21 protein-coding genes are annotated in these 16,607 nt (G+C 67.2%); 12 read left to right on the top strand and 9 right to left on the bottom strand.

Annotation, left to right across the window (positions count from 1 at the left end; translation table 11 throughout):
- Nucleotides 1–22: 22 nt before the first annotated feature.
- Complete coding sequence (locus ACTJJX_RS11375) at nucleotides 23–688, top strand: YceH family protein (protein ID WP_016852589.1); 666 nt, start codon at nucleotides 23–25, stop codon at nucleotides 686–688.
- 209 nt (nucleotides 689–897) lie between these two features.
- Here the strand turns inward: ACTJJX_RS11375 and ACTJJX_RS11370 are convergent, their stop codons facing one another.
- Together ACTJJX_RS11370 and ACTJJX_RS11365 are read right to left on the bottom strand one after the other, a co-directional pair.
- Entirely contained in the window at nucleotides 898–2,469 is a 1,572-nt protein-coding gene (locus ACTJJX_RS11370; protein ID WP_003102300.1) for a malate:quinone oxidoreductase, read from the bottom strand.
- A 202-nt stretch (nucleotides 2,470–2,671) separates the two neighbouring features.
- A complete protein-coding gene (locus ACTJJX_RS11365; protein ID WP_003102301.1) occupies nucleotides 2,672–2,881 on the bottom strand; it encodes a DUF6316 family protein in 210 nt (69 codons plus the stop codon).
- Between the two features lie 205 nt (nucleotides 2,882–3,086).
- Between ACTJJX_RS11365 and ACTJJX_RS11360 the strand changes: the two genes are divergently transcribed.
- From ACTJJX_RS11360 to ACTJJX_RS11315, 10 genes are all read left to right on the top strand, one after another.
- Nucleotides 3,087–3,725 (top strand): peroxiredoxin, encoded by a 639-nt coding sequence (locus tag ACTJJX_RS11360; protein WP_003102302.1) that lies wholly within the window; start codon nucleotides 3,087–3,089, stop codon nucleotides 3,723–3,725.
- A gap of 250 nt (nucleotides 3,726–3,975) precedes the next feature.
- Complete coding sequence (locus ACTJJX_RS11355) at nucleotides 3,976–4,977, top strand: aliphatic sulfonate ABC transporter substrate-binding protein (RefSeq protein WP_016852590.1); 1,002 nt, start codon at nucleotides 3,976–3,978, stop codon at nucleotides 4,975–4,977.
- A gap of 3 nt (nucleotides 4,978–4,980) precedes the next feature.
- Entirely contained in the window at nucleotides 4,981–5,805 is an 825-nt protein-coding gene (locus ACTJJX_RS11350) for an ABC transporter permease (RefSeq protein ID WP_003102304.1), read from the top strand.
- Nucleotides 5,802–6,551, top strand: coding sequence for an ABC transporter ATP-binding protein (locus tag ACTJJX_RS11345; protein WP_003091922.1), 750 nt, complete (start codon nucleotides 5,802–5,804; stop codon nucleotides 6,549–6,551). The genes ACTJJX_RS11350 and ACTJJX_RS11345 overlap by 4 nt, the downstream gene beginning before the upstream one ends.
- A gap of 153 nt (nucleotides 6,552–6,704) precedes the next feature.
- Nucleotides 6,705–7,298, top strand: coding sequence for an NADPH-dependent FMN reductase (ssuE, locus tag ACTJJX_RS11340; protein ID WP_003091915.1), 594 nt, complete (start codon nucleotides 6,705–6,707; stop codon nucleotides 7,296–7,298).
- Nucleotides 7,299–7,416: 118 nt separating this feature from the next.
- A complete protein-coding gene (locus ACTJJX_RS11335) occupies nucleotides 7,417–8,388 on the top strand; it encodes a sulfonate ABC transporter substrate-binding protein (protein ID WP_003091913.1) in 972 nt (323 codons plus the stop codon).
- 77 nt (nucleotides 8,389–8,465) lie between these two features.
- Nucleotides 8,466–9,614 carry an FMNH2-dependent alkanesulfonate monooxygenase gene (gene ssuD / locus ACTJJX_RS11330; RefSeq protein WP_003091910.1) on the top strand — a complete coding sequence of 383 codons (1,149 nt, stop codon included), beginning with the start codon at nucleotides 8,466–8,468 and terminating at the stop codon, nucleotides 9,612–9,614.
- 20 nt (nucleotides 9,615–9,634) lie between these two features.
- Nucleotides 9,635–10,423: an aliphatic sulfonate ABC transporter permease SsuC gene (ssuC, locus tag ACTJJX_RS11325; RefSeq protein WP_003102309.1), complete on the top strand. Its 789-nt coding sequence runs from the start codon at nucleotides 9,635–9,637 to the stop codon at nucleotides 10,421–10,423.
- Nucleotides 10,420–11,244, top strand: coding sequence for an aliphatic sulfonates ABC transporter ATP-binding protein (ssuB, locus tag ACTJJX_RS11320; protein WP_003102311.1), 825 nt, complete (start codon nucleotides 10,420–10,422; stop codon nucleotides 11,242–11,244). The genes ssuC and ssuB overlap by 4 nt, the downstream gene beginning before the upstream one ends.
- A gap of 40 nt (nucleotides 11,245–11,284) precedes the next feature.
- A complete protein-coding gene (locus ACTJJX_RS11315) occupies nucleotides 11,285–11,500 on the top strand; it encodes a TOBE domain-containing protein (protein ID WP_003091900.1) in 216 nt (71 codons plus the stop codon).
- 179 nt (nucleotides 11,501–11,679) lie between these two features.
- Here the strand turns inward: ACTJJX_RS11315 and ACTJJX_RS11310 are convergent, their stop codons facing one another.
- The 6 genes from ACTJJX_RS11310 to ACTJJX_RS11285 all read right to left on the bottom strand — a co-directional run bounded on the left by ACTJJX_RS11310 (nucleotide 11,680) and on the right by ACTJJX_RS11285 (nucleotide 14,833).
- Nucleotides 11,680–12,018, bottom strand: coding sequence for a HopJ type III effector protein (locus ACTJJX_RS11310; RefSeq protein WP_003091899.1), 339 nt, complete (start codon nucleotides 12,016–12,018; stop codon nucleotides 11,680–11,682).
- 51 nt (nucleotides 12,019–12,069) lie between these two features.
- Entirely contained in the window at nucleotides 12,070–12,381 is a 312-nt protein-coding gene (locus tag ACTJJX_RS11305; protein ID WP_003091898.1) for a DUF1244 domain-containing protein, read from the bottom strand.
- 128 nt (nucleotides 12,382–12,509) lie between these two features.
- A complete protein-coding gene (folX, locus tag ACTJJX_RS11300) occupies nucleotides 12,510–12,881 on the bottom strand; it encodes a dihydroneopterin triphosphate 2'-epimerase (protein WP_003091897.1) in 372 nt (123 codons plus the stop codon).
- A gap of 1 nt (nucleotide 12,882) precedes the next feature.
- A complete protein-coding gene (gene folE, locus ACTJJX_RS11295; protein WP_003091896.1) occupies nucleotides 12,883–13,443 on the bottom strand; it encodes a GTP cyclohydrolase I FolE in 561 nt (186 codons plus the stop codon).
- A 17-nt stretch (nucleotides 13,444–13,460) separates the two neighbouring features.
- The gene (gene folM / locus ACTJJX_RS11290) at nucleotides 13,461–14,165 is read right to left on the bottom strand and encodes a dihydromonapterin reductase (RefSeq protein ID WP_003091895.1); all 705 of its coding nucleotides are present in this window, start codon (nucleotides 14,163–14,165) and stop codon (nucleotides 13,461–13,463) included.
- A 110-nt stretch (nucleotides 14,166–14,275) separates the two neighbouring features.
- Complete coding sequence (locus ACTJJX_RS11285; RefSeq protein WP_003102317.1) at nucleotides 14,276–14,833, bottom strand: antibiotic biosynthesis monooxygenase; 558 nt, start codon at nucleotides 14,831–14,833, stop codon at nucleotides 14,276–14,278.
- A 279-nt stretch (nucleotides 14,834–15,112) separates the two neighbouring features.
- Here ACTJJX_RS11285 and ACTJJX_RS11280 point away from each other — a divergent pair, with 279 nt between their 5' ends.
- A complete protein-coding gene (locus tag ACTJJX_RS11280) occupies nucleotides 15,113–15,565 on the top strand; it encodes a flavodoxin (protein WP_003102319.1) in 453 nt (150 codons plus the stop codon).
- A gap of 139 nt (nucleotides 15,566–15,704) precedes the next feature.
- On the opposite strand, the gene ACTJJX_RS11275 is transcribed toward ACTJJX_RS11280, so the two are convergent.
- Entirely contained in the window at nucleotides 15,705–16,598 is an 894-nt protein-coding gene (locus ACTJJX_RS11275) for a LysR family transcriptional regulator (RefSeq protein WP_003114492.1), read from the bottom strand.
- Nucleotides 16,599–16,607 lie beyond the last annotated feature (9 nt).

Raw genomic sequence — 16,607 nt, 5'->3', positions numbered from 1 at the left:
TTCCTTGCATAGGGATGTAGCGATGTCCACCGAGCCCAACTCGCCGTTCGTCGACGACCCGCTGAGCGCCGTCGATGCACGGGTTCTCGGCAGCCTCGTCGAGAAGCAGGCGACCACCCCGGAAACCTATCCGCTGACCCTCAATGCCCTGGTCCTCGCCTGCAACCAGAAGACCAGCCGCGATCCGGTGATGAACCTCACGCCCGGCCAGGTCGGCCAGAGCCTGCGCCAGCTCGAGGGGCGCGGCCTGGTCAGGCTGGTGATGGGCAGCCGCGCCGACCGCTGGGAGCACACCCTGGGCAAGGGCCTGGAATTGGTGGCGCCACAGGTGGCGCTGCTCGGCCTGCTGTTCCTGCGTGGTCCGCAGACCCTCAACGAACTGCTCACCCGCAGCAACCGCCTGCACGATTTCGACGACGTCGAGCAGATCCGCCACCACCTGGAACGCCTCGCCGGCCGTGGCCTGGCCGTGCACCTGGAGCGTCGCGCCGGGCAGCGCGAGGAGCGCTACATGCACCTGCTCGGCAGCCAGGCCGACCTCGAGGCCGCCGTGGAGGCGATGGGCAGCGACCCGGAACGCGCCGCGCCGGCCGCTCTGTCGGCCGATGCGGAAGCGCGGATCGCCGAGCTGGAGACGCGCCTGGCGGCGCTGGAGGAGCGCCTGGCCAGGCTCGAAGGAGGGGCGTGATATCGCGGGAGGGCGCAATCGGTGACATGCAGGTTCCGGCGGATAACCGCGAGCGGTTGTTCGCCCTACGGCCCGCAGTGACTTTGTGGGCGGCGCTGCCTGTCGGGTAGGGCGGATAANCCGCCGATGCGCCGCCCCGCAAGGCGAACGCCAACCCAAAAAAGCCCGGCTATTGCCGGGCTTTTTCATGCGCGCGCGTCGGTGGCCGATCAGGCCTCCGGCTGTACCGGCACGTGGATCAGTTGCAGGCGCTCGCTGCTCCAGGCACGGGTGCTGTTGGTCAGCTCGATGTCGTTGTTCAGCTTGCGCCCGTAAGACGGCACGATTTCCTTCAGGCGTGCCTGCCACTCGGGAGTAGCGACCTTGTCCTTGAAGGCCTTCTCCAGCACCGACAGCATGATCGGCGCGGCGGTCGAGGCGCCCGGCGAGGCGCCGAGCAGGGCGGCGACGGAGCCGTCGGCGGCGGTCACCACTTCGGTGCCGAATTGCAGTACGCCGCCTTTCTCGGCGTCCTTCTTGATGATCTGCACGCGCTGGCCGGCCTGCACCAGCTTCCAGTCCTCGTCGCGGGCTTCCGGGAAGTACTCGCGCAGCGAGGCCATGCGGTCGTCCTGGCTGAGCATCAACTGGCCGATCAGGTACTGGCTGAGATCGAAGTTGTCGATGCCGGCGTTGAACATCGGGCCGATGTTGCCGCTGGTCACCGAGCCCGGCAGGTCCCACAGCGAGCCGTTCTTCAGGAACTTGGTGGAGAAGGTGGCGAACGGACCGAACAGCAGAACCGGCTTGCCGTCGATCATGCGGGTGTCGAGGTGCGGCACCGACATCGGCGGCGAACCCACCGAAGCCTTGCCGTAGACCTTGGCCAGGTGGCGCTTGACCACGTCCGGGTTGGTGGTGGCGAGGAACGAACCGCCCACCGGGAAGCCGGCGTAGCCTTCGGCCTCGGGGATGCCGGACATCTGCAGCAGCTTCAGCGCGCCGCCGCCGGCGCCGATGAAGACGAACCTGGCCTTGACGCTGGTTTCCTTGTCGCCATTGGCCAGGTCGGCCATGGTCACGGTCCAGGTGTTGTCGTCGTTGCGCTTGAGGTCGCGGACCTCATGTTGCAGGCGCAGCTTGAAGGTGTCCTTGGCCGACAGCGAGCCCACCAGTTGGCGAGTGATCTCGCCGAAGTTGACGTCGGTGCCGATCGACATGCGCGTGGCGGCGATCTTCTGCCCCGGCTCGCGGCCTTCCATCACCAGCGGCACCCACTGCTTGATCTGCTCGGGGTCTTCCGAGTACTCCATGCCGCGGAACAGCGAGCTGTGCTGCAGGGCGGCGTGGCGCTTCTTGAGGAAGGCGACGTTGTCGTCGCCCCAGACGAAGCTCATGTGCGGGACGTTGTTGATGAACGACTTCGGATCGTTCAGCACCTTGCGGTCGACCTGGTAGGCCCAGAACTGCTTGGAGATCTCGAAGTTCTCGTTGATCGCCACCGCCTTGCTGATATCCATCGAGCCGTCCGCGGCCTCGCTGGTGTAGTTCAGTTCGCAGAACGCCGAGTGACCGGTGCCCGCGTTGTTCCAGCCGTTGGAGCTTTCTTCGGCGACCTTGTCCAGGCGCTCGACCATCTCGATGGTCCAGCCCGGTTCCAGTTCGTTCAGATAGGTACCCAGGGTGGCGCTCATGATGCCGCCACCGATCAGGAGCACGTCGACCGGTTTTTCCGATTCGACGCTGTTTTTGGAGCAACCCAGCACGCTGACGCACAAAAGCATCAATAAGATTTTTTTCATGGATTTACCGCTAGAAAACGTGGAGAAGCGTGGATACGCACGACATGGCAGGTATTCACCGGGTGAATGATACTGGAACTCACCCCCGATGTGAGTGCGTTCACATGCGGTGACATTTGCCTCGGCGTTCCGCCGAGAATACCTGCCTTCCCTTTCTTGAACGTTTCAGCCACCGGGAAATAAATTCAGCGCCTGTATCGTTTCAGCGGGAACCCGGCGCGTGGATTTCCGCCGATTGGCGCATCCTGCGGATATACGCGTCGATTTCCCGCTCCGCGTCGAAACGGGTGAAATAGGGACCTTCCAGGGTCCCTTCGCGGGTGGAGAAGAAGTACTGCCCATTCACCGAACTTATGCGATCGCTGCGAAAGCGGGTGGCCGGGGTGGGATCGGTGGAACGTTTCCCCAACATGACGGCGACTCCTCGATAGCGGGCCAAGGTGTTTTCAGTGTAGGCGGGGGTTGGCCGGGCGGCAGGCCGGCGGACGAAAGGAGACGGATTTCCAGGCGAAGGGTTGGGTATTCTATTTTTGGTTATAAGAAAATCTGAATTTATTCTTTTTAACGTCAGCCGGCCTTGGGCATAGTGGGCTCCAACACGAACAAGGAGTGACCCCATGAGCCTCAGACTCGGCGACATCGCCCCCGATTTCGAACAGGACTCCAGCGAAGGGCGCATCCGCCTCCACGAGTGGCTGGGCGACAGCTGGGGCGTGCTGTTCTCCCACCCCGCCGACTTCACCCCGGTGTGCACCACCGAGCTGGGTTTCACCGCCAAGCTCAAGGACCAGTTCGCCCAGCGCGGGGTCAAGGTCCTGGCGCTGTCGGTGGATCCGGTGGAGTCGCACCTGAAGTGGATCGACGATATCAACGAGACCCAGGACACCCGGGTCAATTTCCCGATCATCGCCGACGCCGACCGCAAGGTTTCCGAACTCTACGACCTGATCCACCCGAACGCCAACGACACGCTGACCGTGCGTTCGCTGTTCATCATCGACCCGAACAAGAAGGTGCGCCTGATCATCACCTACCCGGCGAGCACCGGGCGCAATTTCAACGAGATCCTCCGGGTGATCGATTCGCTGCAACTGACCGACGAGCACAAGGTCGCCACGCCAGCCAACTGGGAGGACGGCGACGAGGTGGTAATCGTGCCTTCGCTGAAGGACGAGGAAGAGATCAAGCGGCGTTTCCCCAAAGGCTACCGCGCGGTGAAGCCCTACCTGCGCCTGACGCCCCAGCCCAACCGCTGAGGCCGGATTCGTCCCGCCTGCATGGGCAGGCACGGCAGGCGGGACCTTTTATTCGACGGTGCGTGCCGTCATGCAACGCTGTTTAGCCACGAGCAGGGTTTTTGGCCGGTTTCGACCGGCCCTCTTTTTTATGTGCGCCAGCGCGTCGCCGCGACGCTTTTTATCCGCCATCCATTTCCGAAACCGGCTCTGACTTGCCCGCCAGACGGGGAGAAGGCTCGCTCATCCACCTCCTTCCAGGAGCAGACGCATGATCGCCGCTCTCCGTCGCTGCCGGGCCTGGCTGGCCCTGCTCGCCGTTCTTGCCGTGTTTCCCGCGGCAGAGGCCGTCGCCCCCGCTGAAATCCGTCTCGACTATGCCTACTACGCCCCCACCAGCCTGGCGCTCAGGAAGTTCGGCTGGCTGGAGAAAAGCCTGGACGGCAGCGGCACCCGGGTGCGCTGGGTGTTCAGCCAGGGCAGCAACCGTTCCCTGGAGTACCTCAACGCCGGCAGCGTCGATTTCGCCTCGACCGCCGGCCTCGCCGCGGTACTCGCGCGGGCCAACGGCAGCCCGGTACGTACCGTATACGTCGCCAGCCGCCCGGAGTGGACCGCGCTGCTGGTGCGCAAGGATTCGCCGATCCGCAGCCTCGCCGAGCTCAAGGGGCGCAAGGTGGCTGCCACCAAGGGCACCGATCCCTACCTGTTCCTGCTCCGCAGCCTGCACAGCGTGGGCCTGGACAAGAACGACCTGCGTATCGTCCACCTGCAGCATCCCGACGGCCGGGTAGCCCTGGAGAAGGGCCAGGTCGACGCCTGGGCCGGACTCGATCCACACATGGCGGCCAGCGAGTTGCAGGCCGGCTCGCGGCTGCTCTACCGCAACCTCGGCTTCAACAGCTACGGCGTGCTCAATGTCCGCGAGGATTTCGCCGAACGCCATCCGCAACTGATCCGCCAGGTGCTGGCGGCCTACGAGCAGGCGCGCCACTGGGTGATCGGGCATCCCGACGAGGCCGCGCAACTGCTTGCCGAGGAAGCCGGCCTGCCGCTGGAAGTGGCTCGCCTGCAACTGTCGCGCACCGATTTCAGCCAGCCGCTGCCGGGCGCCGAACAGGTCGCCGCGCTCAAGGCCGCGGCGCCGATCCTGGCGGACGAGCGCCTGGTGCGGCCGGGCGTGGACGTGCAGAAGGTGGTCGACGAACTGATCGCGCCGCAGTGGGCCGCCGAGGTCATCGGCGGCGCCCCGTTGGCACGCACGGAGCCCTGAGCCATGGTCAGCCAGAGCCTGCGACTGGCCCGGCGAGTCTCGCGCCGGGCGTGGCGACTGCGCGTGCCGGGCGCCTGGCGGGCCTGGGCCTTGCCGCTGCTGGCACTATCGTCGTGGGAGGCGCTGGTGCGCCTGGGCTGGCTGCCGGCCTACCAGATGCCGGCGCCGAGCGGCATCCTGCTGACCCTGGTGGAACTGGCTCGCGGCGAGCTGTGGGGGCATGTCGGCGCGAGCCTGGCGCGGGTCGCCGCCGGCTTCGCGATCGGCAGCGGCCTGGCCCTGGTGGTCGGTACCTGGGTCGGTCTCAGTCGTCGCGCCGAAGCCTACCTGGAGCCGAGCTTCCAGGCCCTGCGGGCGATCCCCAGCCTGGCCTGGGTGCCCCTGCTGCTGCTCTGGTTCGGCATCGACGAGACGCCGAAGATCGTCCTCATCGCCCTCGGCGCCTTCTTCCCGGTCTACCTCGCGCTGGTCGCCGGGGTACGCGGGGTCGATCGCAAGTGGGTGGAACTGGGGCGGCTCTACCGTTTGTCGCGCTTCGCCCTGGTCCGCCGCATCCTCCTTCCGGCGGCGCTGCCGAACCTGTTCACCGGCCTGCGCGGGGCGCTCAGCCTGAGCTGGATGTTCCTCGTCGCGGCGGAGCTGATCGCCGCTACCCAGGGCCTCGGCTACCTGCTCAGCGACGGTCGGGAAACCTCGCGTCCGGACTTGGTGATCGCCGCGATCCTGGTCCTGGCGGCCCTCGGCAAGCTCAGCGATGGCCTGCTCCGCTCGCTGGAGCGCCGGGCCCTGCGCTGGCGCGACAGCTTCGACGGGGAGGGTGGCGCATGAGCGGCCTGCTCGACCTGCTGGAGATTCGCAAGGCCTATGGCGATACGCGGGTGCTGGAGGGCGTGGCGCTGTCGCTGGCGCCCGGCGAGGTGGTCAGCCTGCTCGGCCCCAGTGGTTGCGGCAAGAGCACCCTGCTGCGGATCGCCGCCGGACTGGACGATGACTTCCAGGGCACTGTCGAACGCAACCCGATCCTCGGCTTCGGCCCGGACGGCGAGAACGGCCGCAGCGGCGGAATCGGCGTGGTGTTCCAGGAGCCGCGCCTGTTGCCCTGGCTGACGGTGGCGCAGAACGTCGGTTTCGCCGACGGCTGGCTGGAGGACGAGCACTGGGTCGAGCGCCTGCTCGCCGATGTCGGACTGGCCGGCTGCGGAGGATTGCTGCCCAAGCAACTGTCCGGCGGCATGGCGCAGCGCGCGGCGATCGCCCGCGGTCTCTACGGACGGCCGCAGGTGCTGTTGCTCGACGAGCCGTTCAGCGCGGTCGACGCCTTCACCCGCATGCGCCTCCAGGACCTGCTGCAGGACGTGGTGCAGAACTACGAGATCAGCGTCCTGCTGGTCACCCACGATCTCGACGAGGCGTTCTATCTCGCCGACCGCGTGCTGCTGATGGGCGGCCGTCCCGGACACATCCGCCGCGAGTTCCACGTACCGCTGGCGCGTCCCCGCGATCGCCGGGCGGTGGAGCTGGCCTACTTGCGCGGCGAGGCCCTGACCGAAATGCAGCGGGCGCACGTGCTCTGAGGCAAGACCCCGAACCGGGTTTTTATATGCTTTATGGAATAAATAAATGAATAAAAAACATTTATTGGAATATGAGGCCGCCTGTTAAGGTCTATGCAACTTGGTTAGCAAGCCAAACGAATATTCTGTTTTCCGGTTATAAGGAATCCCCCCATGCTCGTCGTTTCCATCGCCGGAAGTCCCAGCGTACGCTCCCGCTCCGGGGTGTTGCTGGAGCGTGCCAGGGACTGGCTGAGCCGTCGCGGCGTCGAGGTGGCCAGCCACCAGGTGCTGGATTTTCCCGCCGAAGACCTGCTGCGTGCCCGCCTCGACAGTCCGCCGGTACTGGCGCTGGCCGAGCAGATCGGCCGCGCCGACGGCCTGCTGGTCGCCACCCCGGTGTACAAGGCCTCGTTTTCCGGCGCGCTGAAGGTCCTGCTCGACCTGTTGCCCGAGCGCGCCCTGGAGCACAAGGTGGTGCTGCCGTTCGCTACCGGTGGCAGCAGTGCGCACATGCTGGCCGTGGACTATGCATTGAAGCCGGTCCTGGCCGCGCTCAAGGCCCAGGAGGTACTGCATGGCGTATTCGCCGTGGACAAGCAGATCGCCTACGCCACCGAGAGCGACCCGGCGCGCCTGGAACCGGTCCTCGAGCAGCGCCTGGAAAACGCCCTGGAAACCTTCCACCTGGCCCTCTCGCGACGGCCGCAGCCGATCGACCCGCAGTTGCTCAACGAGCGCCTGGTGAACGCCCGCTGGAGCATCTGATCCGTCCGCCGCCAGCGCACGCGCGCCGCGGCCCGATTGCACAACGCACACACGACGACCTCACTGTTCCGTCAACGGCGCGGCAGGTTCGGCACCCACAACGACAAAGGAGAGCGCCATGCGCACCATCGCTTTGCGTCGTGGACTGGCGGCCCTGCTGGTGGCGGCCCTGTCCTACGGCGTTCAGGCCGACGAGAAGTCGGCCAACACCCTGCGGATCGGCTACCAGAAATACGGCACCCTGGTCCTGCTCAAGGCCCGCGGCACCCTGGAGAAACGTCTCGCCGAAGACGGCGTGAAGGTGCAATGGACCGAGTTTCCCGGCGGCCCGCAACTGCTCGAGGGACTCAATGTCGGCAGCATCGACTTCGGCGTGACCGGGGAAACCCCGCCGGTCTTCGCCCAGGCCGCCGGCGCCGACCTGCTCTACGTGGCCTACGAACCGCCGGCGCCGACCAGCGAGGCGATCCTCCTGCCGAAGGACTCGCCGATTCGGTCGGTGGCCGAGCTGAAGGGCAGGAAAGTCGCCCTGAACAAGGGCTCCAACGTGCATTACCTGTTGGTCCGCGCCCTCGAGCAGGCCGGCCTGAAGTACAGCGACATCCAACCCGTCTACCTGCCGCCGGCCGACGCCCGCGCCGCCTTCGAGCGTCACAGCGTCGACGCCTGGGTGATCTGGGACCCCTACCAGGCCGCCGCCGAGAAGCAGTTGTCCGCGCGGGTCCTGGTGGATGGTCGCGAGCTGGTCGACAACCACCAGTTCTACCTCGCCACCCGGACTTACGCGCAACGGCATCCGCAGGTGCTCGACAAGCTGGTGGACGAGATCCGCGAGGTCGGTGATTGGTCGCGGGCCAACCCGCAGCAGGTGACCGAGCAGGTCGCGCCGCTGCTCGGGCTGCCCGCCGACATCACCCTTACCGCGGTGAAGCGCCAGGGTTACGGCGCGCAGTTGATCACCCCGGCGGTGGTCGAGGCGCAGCAGAAGATCGCCGACACCTTCACCCAGCTGAAGCTGATTCCCAAACCGCTGAGCATCAAGGACGTGATCTGGACGCCACCGGCCGGCAAGGTCGCCAGCGCACCCTGAGCCCGTACCGCCCACATACCGACACGATCATCGCGCGGCTACGCCACGCCGGCGCGCTCACCCTGGAGTCAATTGCGATGAGCCTCGAGATTTTCTGGTTCCTTCCCACCCACGGCGACGGCCACTACCTGGGCACCACCCAGGGCGCCCGTGCCGTCGACCACGGCTACCTGCAGCAGATCGCCCAGGCCGCCGACCGCCTGGGCTTCGGCGGCGTACTGATCCCCACCGGACGTTCCTGCGAGGACTCCTGGCTGGTCGCCGCCTCGCTGATCCCGGTAACCCAGCGCCTGAAGTTCCTCGTCGCGCTGCGTCCCGGGATCATTTCGCCGACCGTCGCCGCGCGCCAGGCGGCGACCCTGGACCGGCTGTCCAACGGCCGCGCGCTGTTCAACCTGGTCACCGGCGGCGATCCCGACGAACTGGCTGGCGACGGCCTGCACCTGAGCCACGCCGAACGCTACGAGGCGTCGGTCGAATTCACCCGCATCTGGCGTCGTGTGCTGGAGGGCGAGACCGTCGACTACGCCGGCAAGCACATCCAGGTGAAGGGCGCCAAACTGCTCTATCCGCCGTTGCAGCAGCCGCGTCCGCCGCTGTACTTCGGCGGCTCCTCGGAGGCCGCCCAGGACCTCGCCGCCGAGCAGGTCGAGTTGTACCTGACCTGGGGCGAGCCGCCGGCGGCGGTTGCCGAGAAGATCGCCCAGGTACGCGAGAAGGCCGCCCGCCAGGGCCGCCAGGTGCGCTTCGGGATCCGCCTGCATGTGATCGTCCGCGAGACCAGTGAGGAAGCCTGGCAGGCCGCCGATCGCCTGATCGCGCACCTCGACGACGACACCATCGCCCGCGCCCAGGCCTCCCTGGCGCGCTTCGACTCGGTCGGCCAGCAACGCATGGCCGCGCTGCACGGCGGTTCGCGCGACAACCTGGAAGTCAGCCCCAATCTCTGGGCCGGCGTCGGCCTGGTGCGCGGCGGCGCCGGCACCGCGCTGGTCGGCGACGGGCCGACGGTGGCGGCGCGGGTCAGGGAGTACGCCGAGCTGGGCATCGATACCTTCATCTTCTCCGGCTATCCGCACCTGGAAGAGTCCTACCGGGTCGCCGAACTGCTGTTCCCGCACCTCGACGTGCAGCGCCCGGCGCAGCCCGAGGGACGCGGCTATGTCAGCCCGTTCGGCGAGATGGTGGCCAACGACATCCTGCCCCGGCAGGCCGCGCAGAGTTGAGAGCGGTCGGAGCGAACGACATGAGCATTTCCAAACGACTGGCCGAGCGCCTGGCGCCCTGGGCGCTGCCGCTGGTCCTGCTGGCGGTGTGGCAGGCGGCGGTTGAGTTCGGCTGGCTGTCCAGCCGCATCCTCCCCGCGCCCAGCGCCGTACTCGAGGCCGGCTGGGCGCTGCTGCGCAGCGGCGAGATCTGGCAGCACCTGGCGATCAGCGGCTGGCGCGCGGCGATCGGCTTTCTCATCGGCGGCGCCATCGGCCTGGTGCTGGGCTTCGTCACCGGCCTGTCGAAGTGGGGCGAACGCTTCCTCGACAGTTCGGTGCAGATGATCCGCAACGTGCCGCACCTGGCGCTGATCCCGCTGGTGATCCTGTGGTTCGGCATCGACGAGTCGGCGAAGATCTTCCTGGTCGCCCTCGGCACGCTGTTCCCGATCTACCTGAACACCTACCACGGCATCCGCGGCATCGACCCCGGCCTGCTGGAGATGGCGCGCAGCTACGGGTTGTCCGGCTTCGCCCTGTTCCGCCAGGTGATCCTGCCCGGCGCGCTGCCGTCGATCCTGGTCGGGGTGCGCTTCGCCCTCGGCTTCATGTGGTTGACCCTGATCGTCGCCGAGACCATTTCCGCCAGCTCCGGCATCGGTTACCTGGCGATGAACGCCCGCGAGTTCCTGCAGACCGACGTGGTGGTCCTGGCGATCCTGCTCTATGCCGTCCTCGGCAAGCTCGCCGACCTCGCCGCCCGCGGCCTGGAACGCGTCTGGCTACGCTGGCACCCGGCCTACCAGGTCAAGGGAGGTGGCGCATGAATGCCCACAACGCCGCCCTTGGCGGCACTCCGCAGCGCCTCAAGCGCGGTATCCCGCTGGCCCTGCGCGGAGTGGCGCGGCGCTTCGGCGAGCGCGAGGTGCTCAAGGACATCGACCTGCTGGTTCCGGCCGGGCAGTTCGTCGCTATCGTTGGCCGCAGCGGCTGCGGCAAGAGCACCTTGCTGCGCCTACTGGCCGGCCTCGACCAGCCCAGCCGCGGCGAGTTGCTGGCCGGCTCGGCGGCGCTGGCCGAGGCCCGCGAGGACACCCGGCTGATGTTCCAGGACTCGCGCCTGCTGCCGTGGAAGCGGGTGATCGACAACGTCGGCCTTGGCCTGCGCGGCGACTGGCGGGCGAAGGCCCTGCAGGCGCTGCGGGCGGTCGGCCTGGCCGAGCGTGCCAACGAGTGGCCGGCGGCCCTGTCCGGCGGGCAGAAGCAGCGCGTCGCGCTGGCTCGCGCGCTGATCCACGAGCCGCGCCTGCTGTTGCTCGACGAGCCGCTCGGCGCGCTCGATGCGCTGACCCGGATCGAGATGCAGCAACTGATCGAAGGACTCTGGCGCGAACACGGTTTCACCGTCCTGCTGGTCACCCACGACGTCAGCGAGGCGGTGGCGGTGGCCGACCGGGTGATCCTCATCGAGGACGGCGAGATCGGCCTCGACCTGCCGGTGGAACTGCCCCGGCCGCGCTCGCGTGGCTCGGCGCGACTGGCCGCGCTGGAAGCCGAAGTGCTCAACCGGGTGCTGGCGCAGCCGGAGCTGCCGCCGCAACCCGAGCCCGTTTCACCCCTGCCCACGCAACTGCGCTGGGCGCTCTAAGCAACCATGCCTCGTTCCGAATCCCCCCAGGAGAAACGCCATGACCATCAAAGCCATCAACGTTCGTAACCAGTTCAAGGGCACCGTGAAGGAAATCATCGAAGGGCCGGTGCTCTCCGAGATCGACGTGCAGACCGCCGCCGGGATCGTCACTTCGGTGATCACCACGCGTTCGGTGAAGGAACTGGAGCTGGCCATCGGTAGCGAAGTGATCGCCTTCGTCAAGTCCACCGAGGTCTCCATCGCCAAGCTGTGACGCTGGCTGCGCCGCGCTTGCGGTGGCGAGAAGGGCGGGGACCCCGATGGGGCCCCGCCTTTTTTCGTCGCGTATCGGCAAGGCCGGCCGGTGGCGACGGCTGGCGTGGGTCGCTATGGAGCGGTCGGTAGGGCGAATAACCGCTCGCGGTTATCCGCCGTGGGGGCGACCGGGACTTCTCAGCCCCGGCGCGACAGGGGCTGGCGCTCGAAATGCACGCCGGCCAGGCCGGTCTGTTGCAGGGCGCGGATGTTGGCGTGGTCGTCGCCTTCCGGGTTGTCGCGCACCGCACGGTAGTGCTCGCCGAAGGCCAGCAGGGTTTCCTCGAGGCTGAGGCCTTCGAGGATGGCGAAGCCCAGGGTCTTGCAGGAACCTTCGTTCTGCCCGGCCGGGTTGCTCACGCTGCCGTTGTCGAAGGCGCTCGGCGTGTAGCTGTAGTGCTCGGCGATGAACGCCAGGGTGTCGGTGAACAGGTGGTGTTCGCTGCGCAGACGCGCGCGGAAGTCGGTCAGGGTCATCGAAACAGGCTCATGGTGTCTGGGGCAGGGTTGGCAAGGGGCCCGGTGGCCTCAGGCGTTGCCCTGGCTCTTGGCGAAGGCGGCCTGTTGTTCCGGGCTCGCTTCTTTCTGGTACTTGGCTTTCCACTCGGCATAGGGCATGCCGTAGATCTCTTCGCGGGCCTGGTCATTGCTGACTTCCACCCCGAGGTCGTCGGCGGCGGCCTTGTACCACTTGGACAGGCAGTTGCGGCAGAAACCGGCGAGGTTCATCAGGTCGATGTTCTGCACGTCCTTGCGGGTCTGCAAATGATGGACCAGGGTGCGGAAGGCGGCGGCTTCGAGTTCCAGGCGTTGCTGTTCGGTGAGGTTGGCTGCGGTCATGGCGGTGTTTCTCGACGATGGCTCGGGGCAGGGTGAAGGCACAGGGCCAGGTCCGGCGATGATAAGAGTTGGCGCGGCCGGCGGGCAACGCTTGTGCGCGTCTTCGCGCGGTTCGCTCGTCGGCCGCCTCAGCGATGGCCGGCGAGGGTGATCGAGACCGACTCGGCGAAGCGCAGCGCGTGCGGCTTGTCCACTTCCACCTCGGCGTAGCGCACCGCCGGGTTCTCCATCACCAGGTCGAGGATTTCCTGGGTCATCCGTTCGAGCAGGGCGAAGCGGTTCTCCTCGACGTGGCGGATGATCGCCTTGGTGATGGTGCGGTAGTTCAGCGCGTGCTCGATGTCGTTGACCTCTACGGCGTCCGCGGCCGGGTAGAGGATGGTCAGGTTGATCAGCACGTCCTGCTTGTTGAGGATTTCCTCCTCCTTGATCCCGATGAAGGTGCGCAGGCGCAGGTCCTTGACGCGGATTCGCGCCATTCCCGGTTCCAGTCGCGGCATGTCACTTGCTCCTTCCGATCAATTGCAGAAATTCCTGGCGGGTGGTGTTCGAGTCGCGGAACGCGCCGAGCATCACCGAGGTGAACATCTGCGAGTTCTGCTTCTCCACCCCGCGCATCATCATGCACATGTGCTGGGCCTCGATCACTACCGCCACGCCAGCGGCGCTGGTCACCTGGCGGACCGCCTCGGCGATCTGCCGGGTGAGGTTCTCCTGGATCTGCAGGCGGCGGGCGAACATGTCGACGATCCGCGCCACCTTCGACAGGCCGAGCACCTTGCCGGTGGGAATGTACGCCACATGAGCCTTGCCGATGAAGGGCAGGAGGTGGTGTTCGCACAGGGAGTACAGCTCGATGTCGCGGACGATGACCATTTCATCGTTGTCCGAGGCGAACAGCGCGCCGTTGACGATTTCCTCCAGGGTCTGGCCATAGCCGTGGCAGAGGTACTGCATGGCCTTGGCCGCGCGCTTCGGGGTGTCGAGCAGGCCTTCGCGCTGCGGGTCTTCGCCGAGACCGACGAGGATCTCCCGGTAATGCTGGGAAAGTGCTGGGTTCATAAGGGGTCCTTGGCGCCTCACTTGACGTGGCGGCCGCCGTTCACGGTCAGGGTGGTCCCGGTGACGTAGGGGTTGTCCAACAGGTAGCGAAGGCTCTGATAGATGACTTCCGGCCCCGGTTCGATGCCGAGGGCGGATTTCGCCAGGGTGCGGGCGCGGTATTCGGCGTCGTCCCCGTCGTTGAACATCACCAGTGCCGGTGAAATGGCGTTGACCTTGATCCTCGGCGCGAAGCGCGCGGCGAACGACAGGGTCAGGTTGTCCAGCCCGGCCTTGCTCGCGCAGTAGGCGATACGCCGGGCGCTGCCCTTGCGCGCCACGTCGTCGGTGAGGTGGACGATGTCGGCAGGCTGCGAGCGTTCCAGCAGCTCGGCGCAGTGCAGGTTGATCAGGTAGGGCGCGAGCATGTGCACGCTGAACAGTTGCTGGAACGCCTCGGCTTCGTGGCCGGGCGTCTCGGCGACCCAGTCCGAGGCGTTGTGGACGATCGCTCGCAGGCTGTCGGTATGCTGTCGGAGGGCCCCGATGAAGGCGAAGATGCCGGCCTCGCTGGCGAAGTCGGCGTGCAGGGTCAGCGCGCCGGCCTGGCGCAGTTCGTCCAGCGCCGGGCGTTCGCTGCGGTAGCTGACGATCACCGACTCGCCGTCGGCCAGCAGGCGGCGGGCGCAATGCAGGCCGACACGCTGGCTGGCGCCGGTGATCAGGATCGGGGCTGTCGCCATGGGACTCTCACAGCAGGCGAAGGGAATCGGATGGATGCAGGGTACCCGACTGAGCCAGTCGGGCAAAGCCTTGCGCTACGGCCCACCCCGCCGGGGTGGGCGGCAAGCCGTCAGTGCGCTTCCGGCAGGCTGGCGGCGCGCTGCGGGCGGCGGTGCAGCCAGGGGGCGAGCAGACGGCTGGAGAGAGGGATGAACCAGTAGGTCATCAACGGGGTGAGGACCAGGGTGCTGAGCAGCACCCGCGCGGCCAGCGACAGCTCGCCGAGGTAGGGGCCGGCGCCGAGGTTGAAGGCCAGCGAGACCGGGAAGAAAGCGAGCCAGATCGCCACGCTCTGCTTCCAGCGCGGCGGTTTGCGGTTGTCGTCGAACCAGGCGGCGAGTCCGTGGGCGCGGCGCTCGCGCGGTTCGTCGAAGAGTCCCTGGCCGCGTTCGAGCCAGGCCTGGCGCGAGGCGGAGTGGGCCCAGGCGGCGAGGGTGGCGTCGTCGGCGAAGCGAAAGATCATCTGGAATTCGTCTCCGCCGGCGGGCGGCGCCAGCGCCCCGGAGCCGAGGTAGCCGGGGAAGTCGGCGGCGAGGGCTTCGCCTTCGCGCTGCCAGGCGAGGAAGTCGCGGTAACGGCCGGCGGCGACGCGGCGGGCCACCAGCAGGGTAACGGGAGCGGTAGACATCGTGTATCTCCTGGAACGGTTGAGCGCGCTTCGTGGGCGCCCTCGGACAACGGCGCAGCGCCGGGGGTGGTGGGCTGCGTCGGAGGACAGGCAAGGATCGTTCCCGCCGTGGTGGCGAAGGTTCGCTGCCGTGTCTACGGCAGCGCGATGACATCTCGATGACAGGGCGCGCGCCGAAATGGTGCTTTTGCGGCCTGTCTGCATTGATTCGGTGCGTCCCGCTCGGCGAACGCATGCGGCATAATGCCCGGCTTACCCCTGTTGGCTTACGGAGTGTTCATGAAAGTCGCCATTCTCTCCGGCTCGGTCTACGGCACCGCCGAAGAAGTCGCCCGGCACGCCCAGAAATTGCTGTCCGCGGCCGGCCTCGAGGCCTCCCATCTGCCTCGCGCCAGCCTCGACGAACTCAAGGCCTTCGCCCCCGAGGCATTCCTGGTGGTGACCTCGACCACCGGCATGGGCGAACTGCCGGACAACCTGCAACCGCTGTACTACGCGATCCGCGACCAACTGCCGGCCTGGCACGGCCTGCCGGGTGGGGTCATCGGCCTGGGCGATTCGAGCTACGGCGACACGTTCTGCGGTGGCGGCGAGCAGGTTCGCGAACTGTTCGGCGAACTGGGCGTGCGCGAAGTGCTGCCGATGCTGCGCCTGGATGCCAGCGAAACCGTTACCCCCGAGACCGACGCCGAGCCTTGGCTGGCCGAGTTCGCCGCCGCCCTCAAGGGCTGATCCCGGGCGTACCCCGCCGAGGCGGCGGATAACCGCGTGGCGGTTATTCGCCCTGCACGGAGAAGGAGCAAACGGTAGGGCGAATAACGCCCCCAGGCGTTATCCGCCGTAGCCTCTGCCGAGCTGGCGGTTATTCGTCCTACGCCGGGCTTTCCTCCAGCGGCTGCTCGCGCAGCAGCTCCAGCCAGGCCTGCGCCGCCCGCGACAGGTAGCCGCCACGGCGCCAGATGAAGGCGATGTCCCAGCGCAGGTCCGGCTCCCTGAGCAGGACCCGCACCACTCCCGGGCGTTCGATCTCGCGAGCGATCACCCGTGGTAGCAGCACCACTCCCTGGTTGGCCGCCACCAGCGCGCCGAGGAAGTCGGCCTGGCCGCTGCGGCCGCCTTCGCGCGGGCTGAAGCCGGCCTCCAGGCAGGCGCGCAGCAGGCGGTCGTTGAGGGTGAAGCTCTGCTGGTAGAGCAGGAACGGGCTGTCCGCCAGTTCGCCGAGGGCGACGCTGGCGGCAGCGGCCTTGGGATGCCCGGCCGGCAGCAGCACGTCCAGCGGTTCGTTGCAGAACGGCTGGTAGTCGAAGCCGTCGTCCGCCGGGGTGAGGCTGCCGGCCAGTTCCAGCTCGCCGGCCAGCACCGCCTGCTCCATGGTCTTGCTGCCGCCTTCCACCAGGTGCACGGCGATGTTCGGATAGCGCCGCCGGTATTCGGCGAAGCGTTGGGCGAACAGCGCGTCGGCGCCGAGCAGCGGCAGGCCCAGGCGCAGTTCGCCGCGGTTGAGCTGGCTGAGGTCGTCCAGTTCGCTGAGCAGGTCGCGGCGCAGTCGCAACATCTCCTCGGCGCGGCGAAACACCACGGCGCCGGCGTCGGTCAGGCGCACGTGCGGCCCGTTGCGTTCCAATACCTGCACGCCAAGGCTCTGCTCCAGTTGGGCGACCTGCTTGCTGATGGTCGACTGGCTGGCGTGGCGGACCTGTGCCGCCTGGGTGAAGCTGCCCTGGCGGACCACTTCGACGAAGCTGCGGAGTTGACGGAATTCCATTCTGGAATG

The organism is Pseudomonas sp. 22490, assembly GCF_052044465.1.
Taxonomy (GTDB): Bacteria; Pseudomonadota; Gammaproteobacteria; order Pseudomonadales; family Pseudomonadaceae; genus Pseudomonas; species Pseudomonas aeruginosa.
This window is presented reverse-complemented; position numbering and strand designations above follow the sequence as displayed.

What these genes read in the sequence shown, in the direction of transcription:
- ssuE (WP_003091915.1), top strand. Translation starts at nt 6,705, where the DNA reads ATGCTCGTCGTTTCCATCGCCGGAAGTCCCAGCGTACGCTCCCGCTCC.
- ACTJJX_RS11305 (WP_003091898.1), bottom strand. Translation starts at nt 12,381, where the DNA reads ATGACCGCAGCCAACCTCACCGAACAGCAACGCCTGGAACTCGAAGCC.
- ssuD (WP_003091910.1), top strand. Translation starts at nt 8,466, where the DNA reads ATGAGCCTCGAGATTTTCTGGTTCCTTCCCACCCACGGCGACGGCCAC.
- ACTJJX_RS11310 (WP_003091899.1), bottom strand. Translation starts at nt 12,018, where the DNA reads ATGACCCTGACCGACTTCCGCGCGCGTCTGCGCAGCGAACACCACCTG.
- ACTJJX_RS11355 (WP_016852590.1), top strand. Translation starts at nt 3,976, where the DNA reads ATGATCGCCGCTCTCCGTCGCTGCCGGGCCTGGCTGGCCCTGCTCGCC.
- ACTJJX_RS11275 (WP_003114492.1), bottom strand. Translation starts at nt 16,598, where the DNA reads ATGGAATTCCGTCAACTCCGCAGCTTCGTCGAAGTGGTCCGCCAGGGC.
- ACTJJX_RS11375 (WP_016852589.1), top strand. Translation starts at nt 23, where the DNA reads ATGTCCACCGAGCCCAACTCGCCGTTCGTCGACGACCCGCTGAGCGCC.
- folE (WP_003091896.1), bottom strand. Translation starts at nt 13,443, where the DNA reads ATGAACCCAGCACTTTCCCAGCATTACCGGGAGATCCTCGTCGGTCTC.
- ACTJJX_RS11360 (WP_003102302.1), top strand. Translation starts at nt 3,087, where the DNA reads ATGAGCCTCAGACTCGGCGACATCGCCCCCGATTTCGAACAGGACTCC.
- ACTJJX_RS11335 (WP_003091913.1), top strand. Translation starts at nt 7,417, where the DNA reads ATGCGCACCATCGCTTTGCGTCGTGGACTGGCGGCCCTGCTGGTGGCG.
- ssuC (WP_003102309.1), top strand. Translation starts at nt 9,635, where the DNA reads ATGAGCATTTCCAAACGACTGGCCGAGCGCCTGGCGCCCTGGGCGCTG.
- folM (WP_003091895.1), bottom strand. Translation starts at nt 14,165, where the DNA reads ATGGCGACAGCCCCGATCCTGATCACCGGCGCCAGCCAGCGTGTCGGC.
- ssuB (WP_003102311.1), top strand. Translation starts at nt 10,420, where the DNA reads ATGAATGCCCACAACGCCGCCCTTGGCGGCACTCCGCAGCGCCTCAAG.
- ACTJJX_RS11315 (WP_003091900.1), top strand. Translation starts at nt 11,285, where the DNA reads ATGACCATCAAAGCCATCAACGTTCGTAACCAGTTCAAGGGCACCGTG.
- ACTJJX_RS11280 (WP_003102319.1), top strand. Translation starts at nt 15,113, where the DNA reads ATGAAAGTCGCCATTCTCTCCGGCTCGGTCTACGGCACCGCCGAAGAA.
- ACTJJX_RS11345 (WP_003091922.1), top strand. Translation starts at nt 5,802, where the DNA reads ATGAGCGGCCTGCTCGACCTGCTGGAGATTCGCAAGGCCTATGGCGAT.
- ACTJJX_RS11370 (WP_003102300.1), bottom strand. Translation starts at nt 2,469, where the DNA reads ATGAAAAAAATCTTATTGATGCTTTTGTGCGTCAGCGTGCTGGGTTGC.
- folX (WP_003091897.1), bottom strand. Translation starts at nt 12,881, where the DNA reads ATGCCGCGACTGGAACCGGGAATGGCGCGAATCCGCGTCAAGGACCTG.
- ACTJJX_RS11365 (WP_003102301.1), bottom strand. Translation starts at nt 2,881, where the DNA reads ATGTTGGGGAAACGTTCCACCGATCCCACCCCGGCCACCCGCTTTCGC.
- ACTJJX_RS11350 (WP_003102304.1), top strand. Translation starts at nt 4,981, where the DNA reads ATGGTCAGCCAGAGCCTGCGACTGGCCCGGCGAGTCTCGCGCCGGGCG.
- ACTJJX_RS11285 (WP_003102317.1), bottom strand. Translation starts at nt 14,833, where the DNA reads ATGTCTACCGCTCCCGTTACCCTGCTGGTGGCCCGCCGCGTCGCCGCC.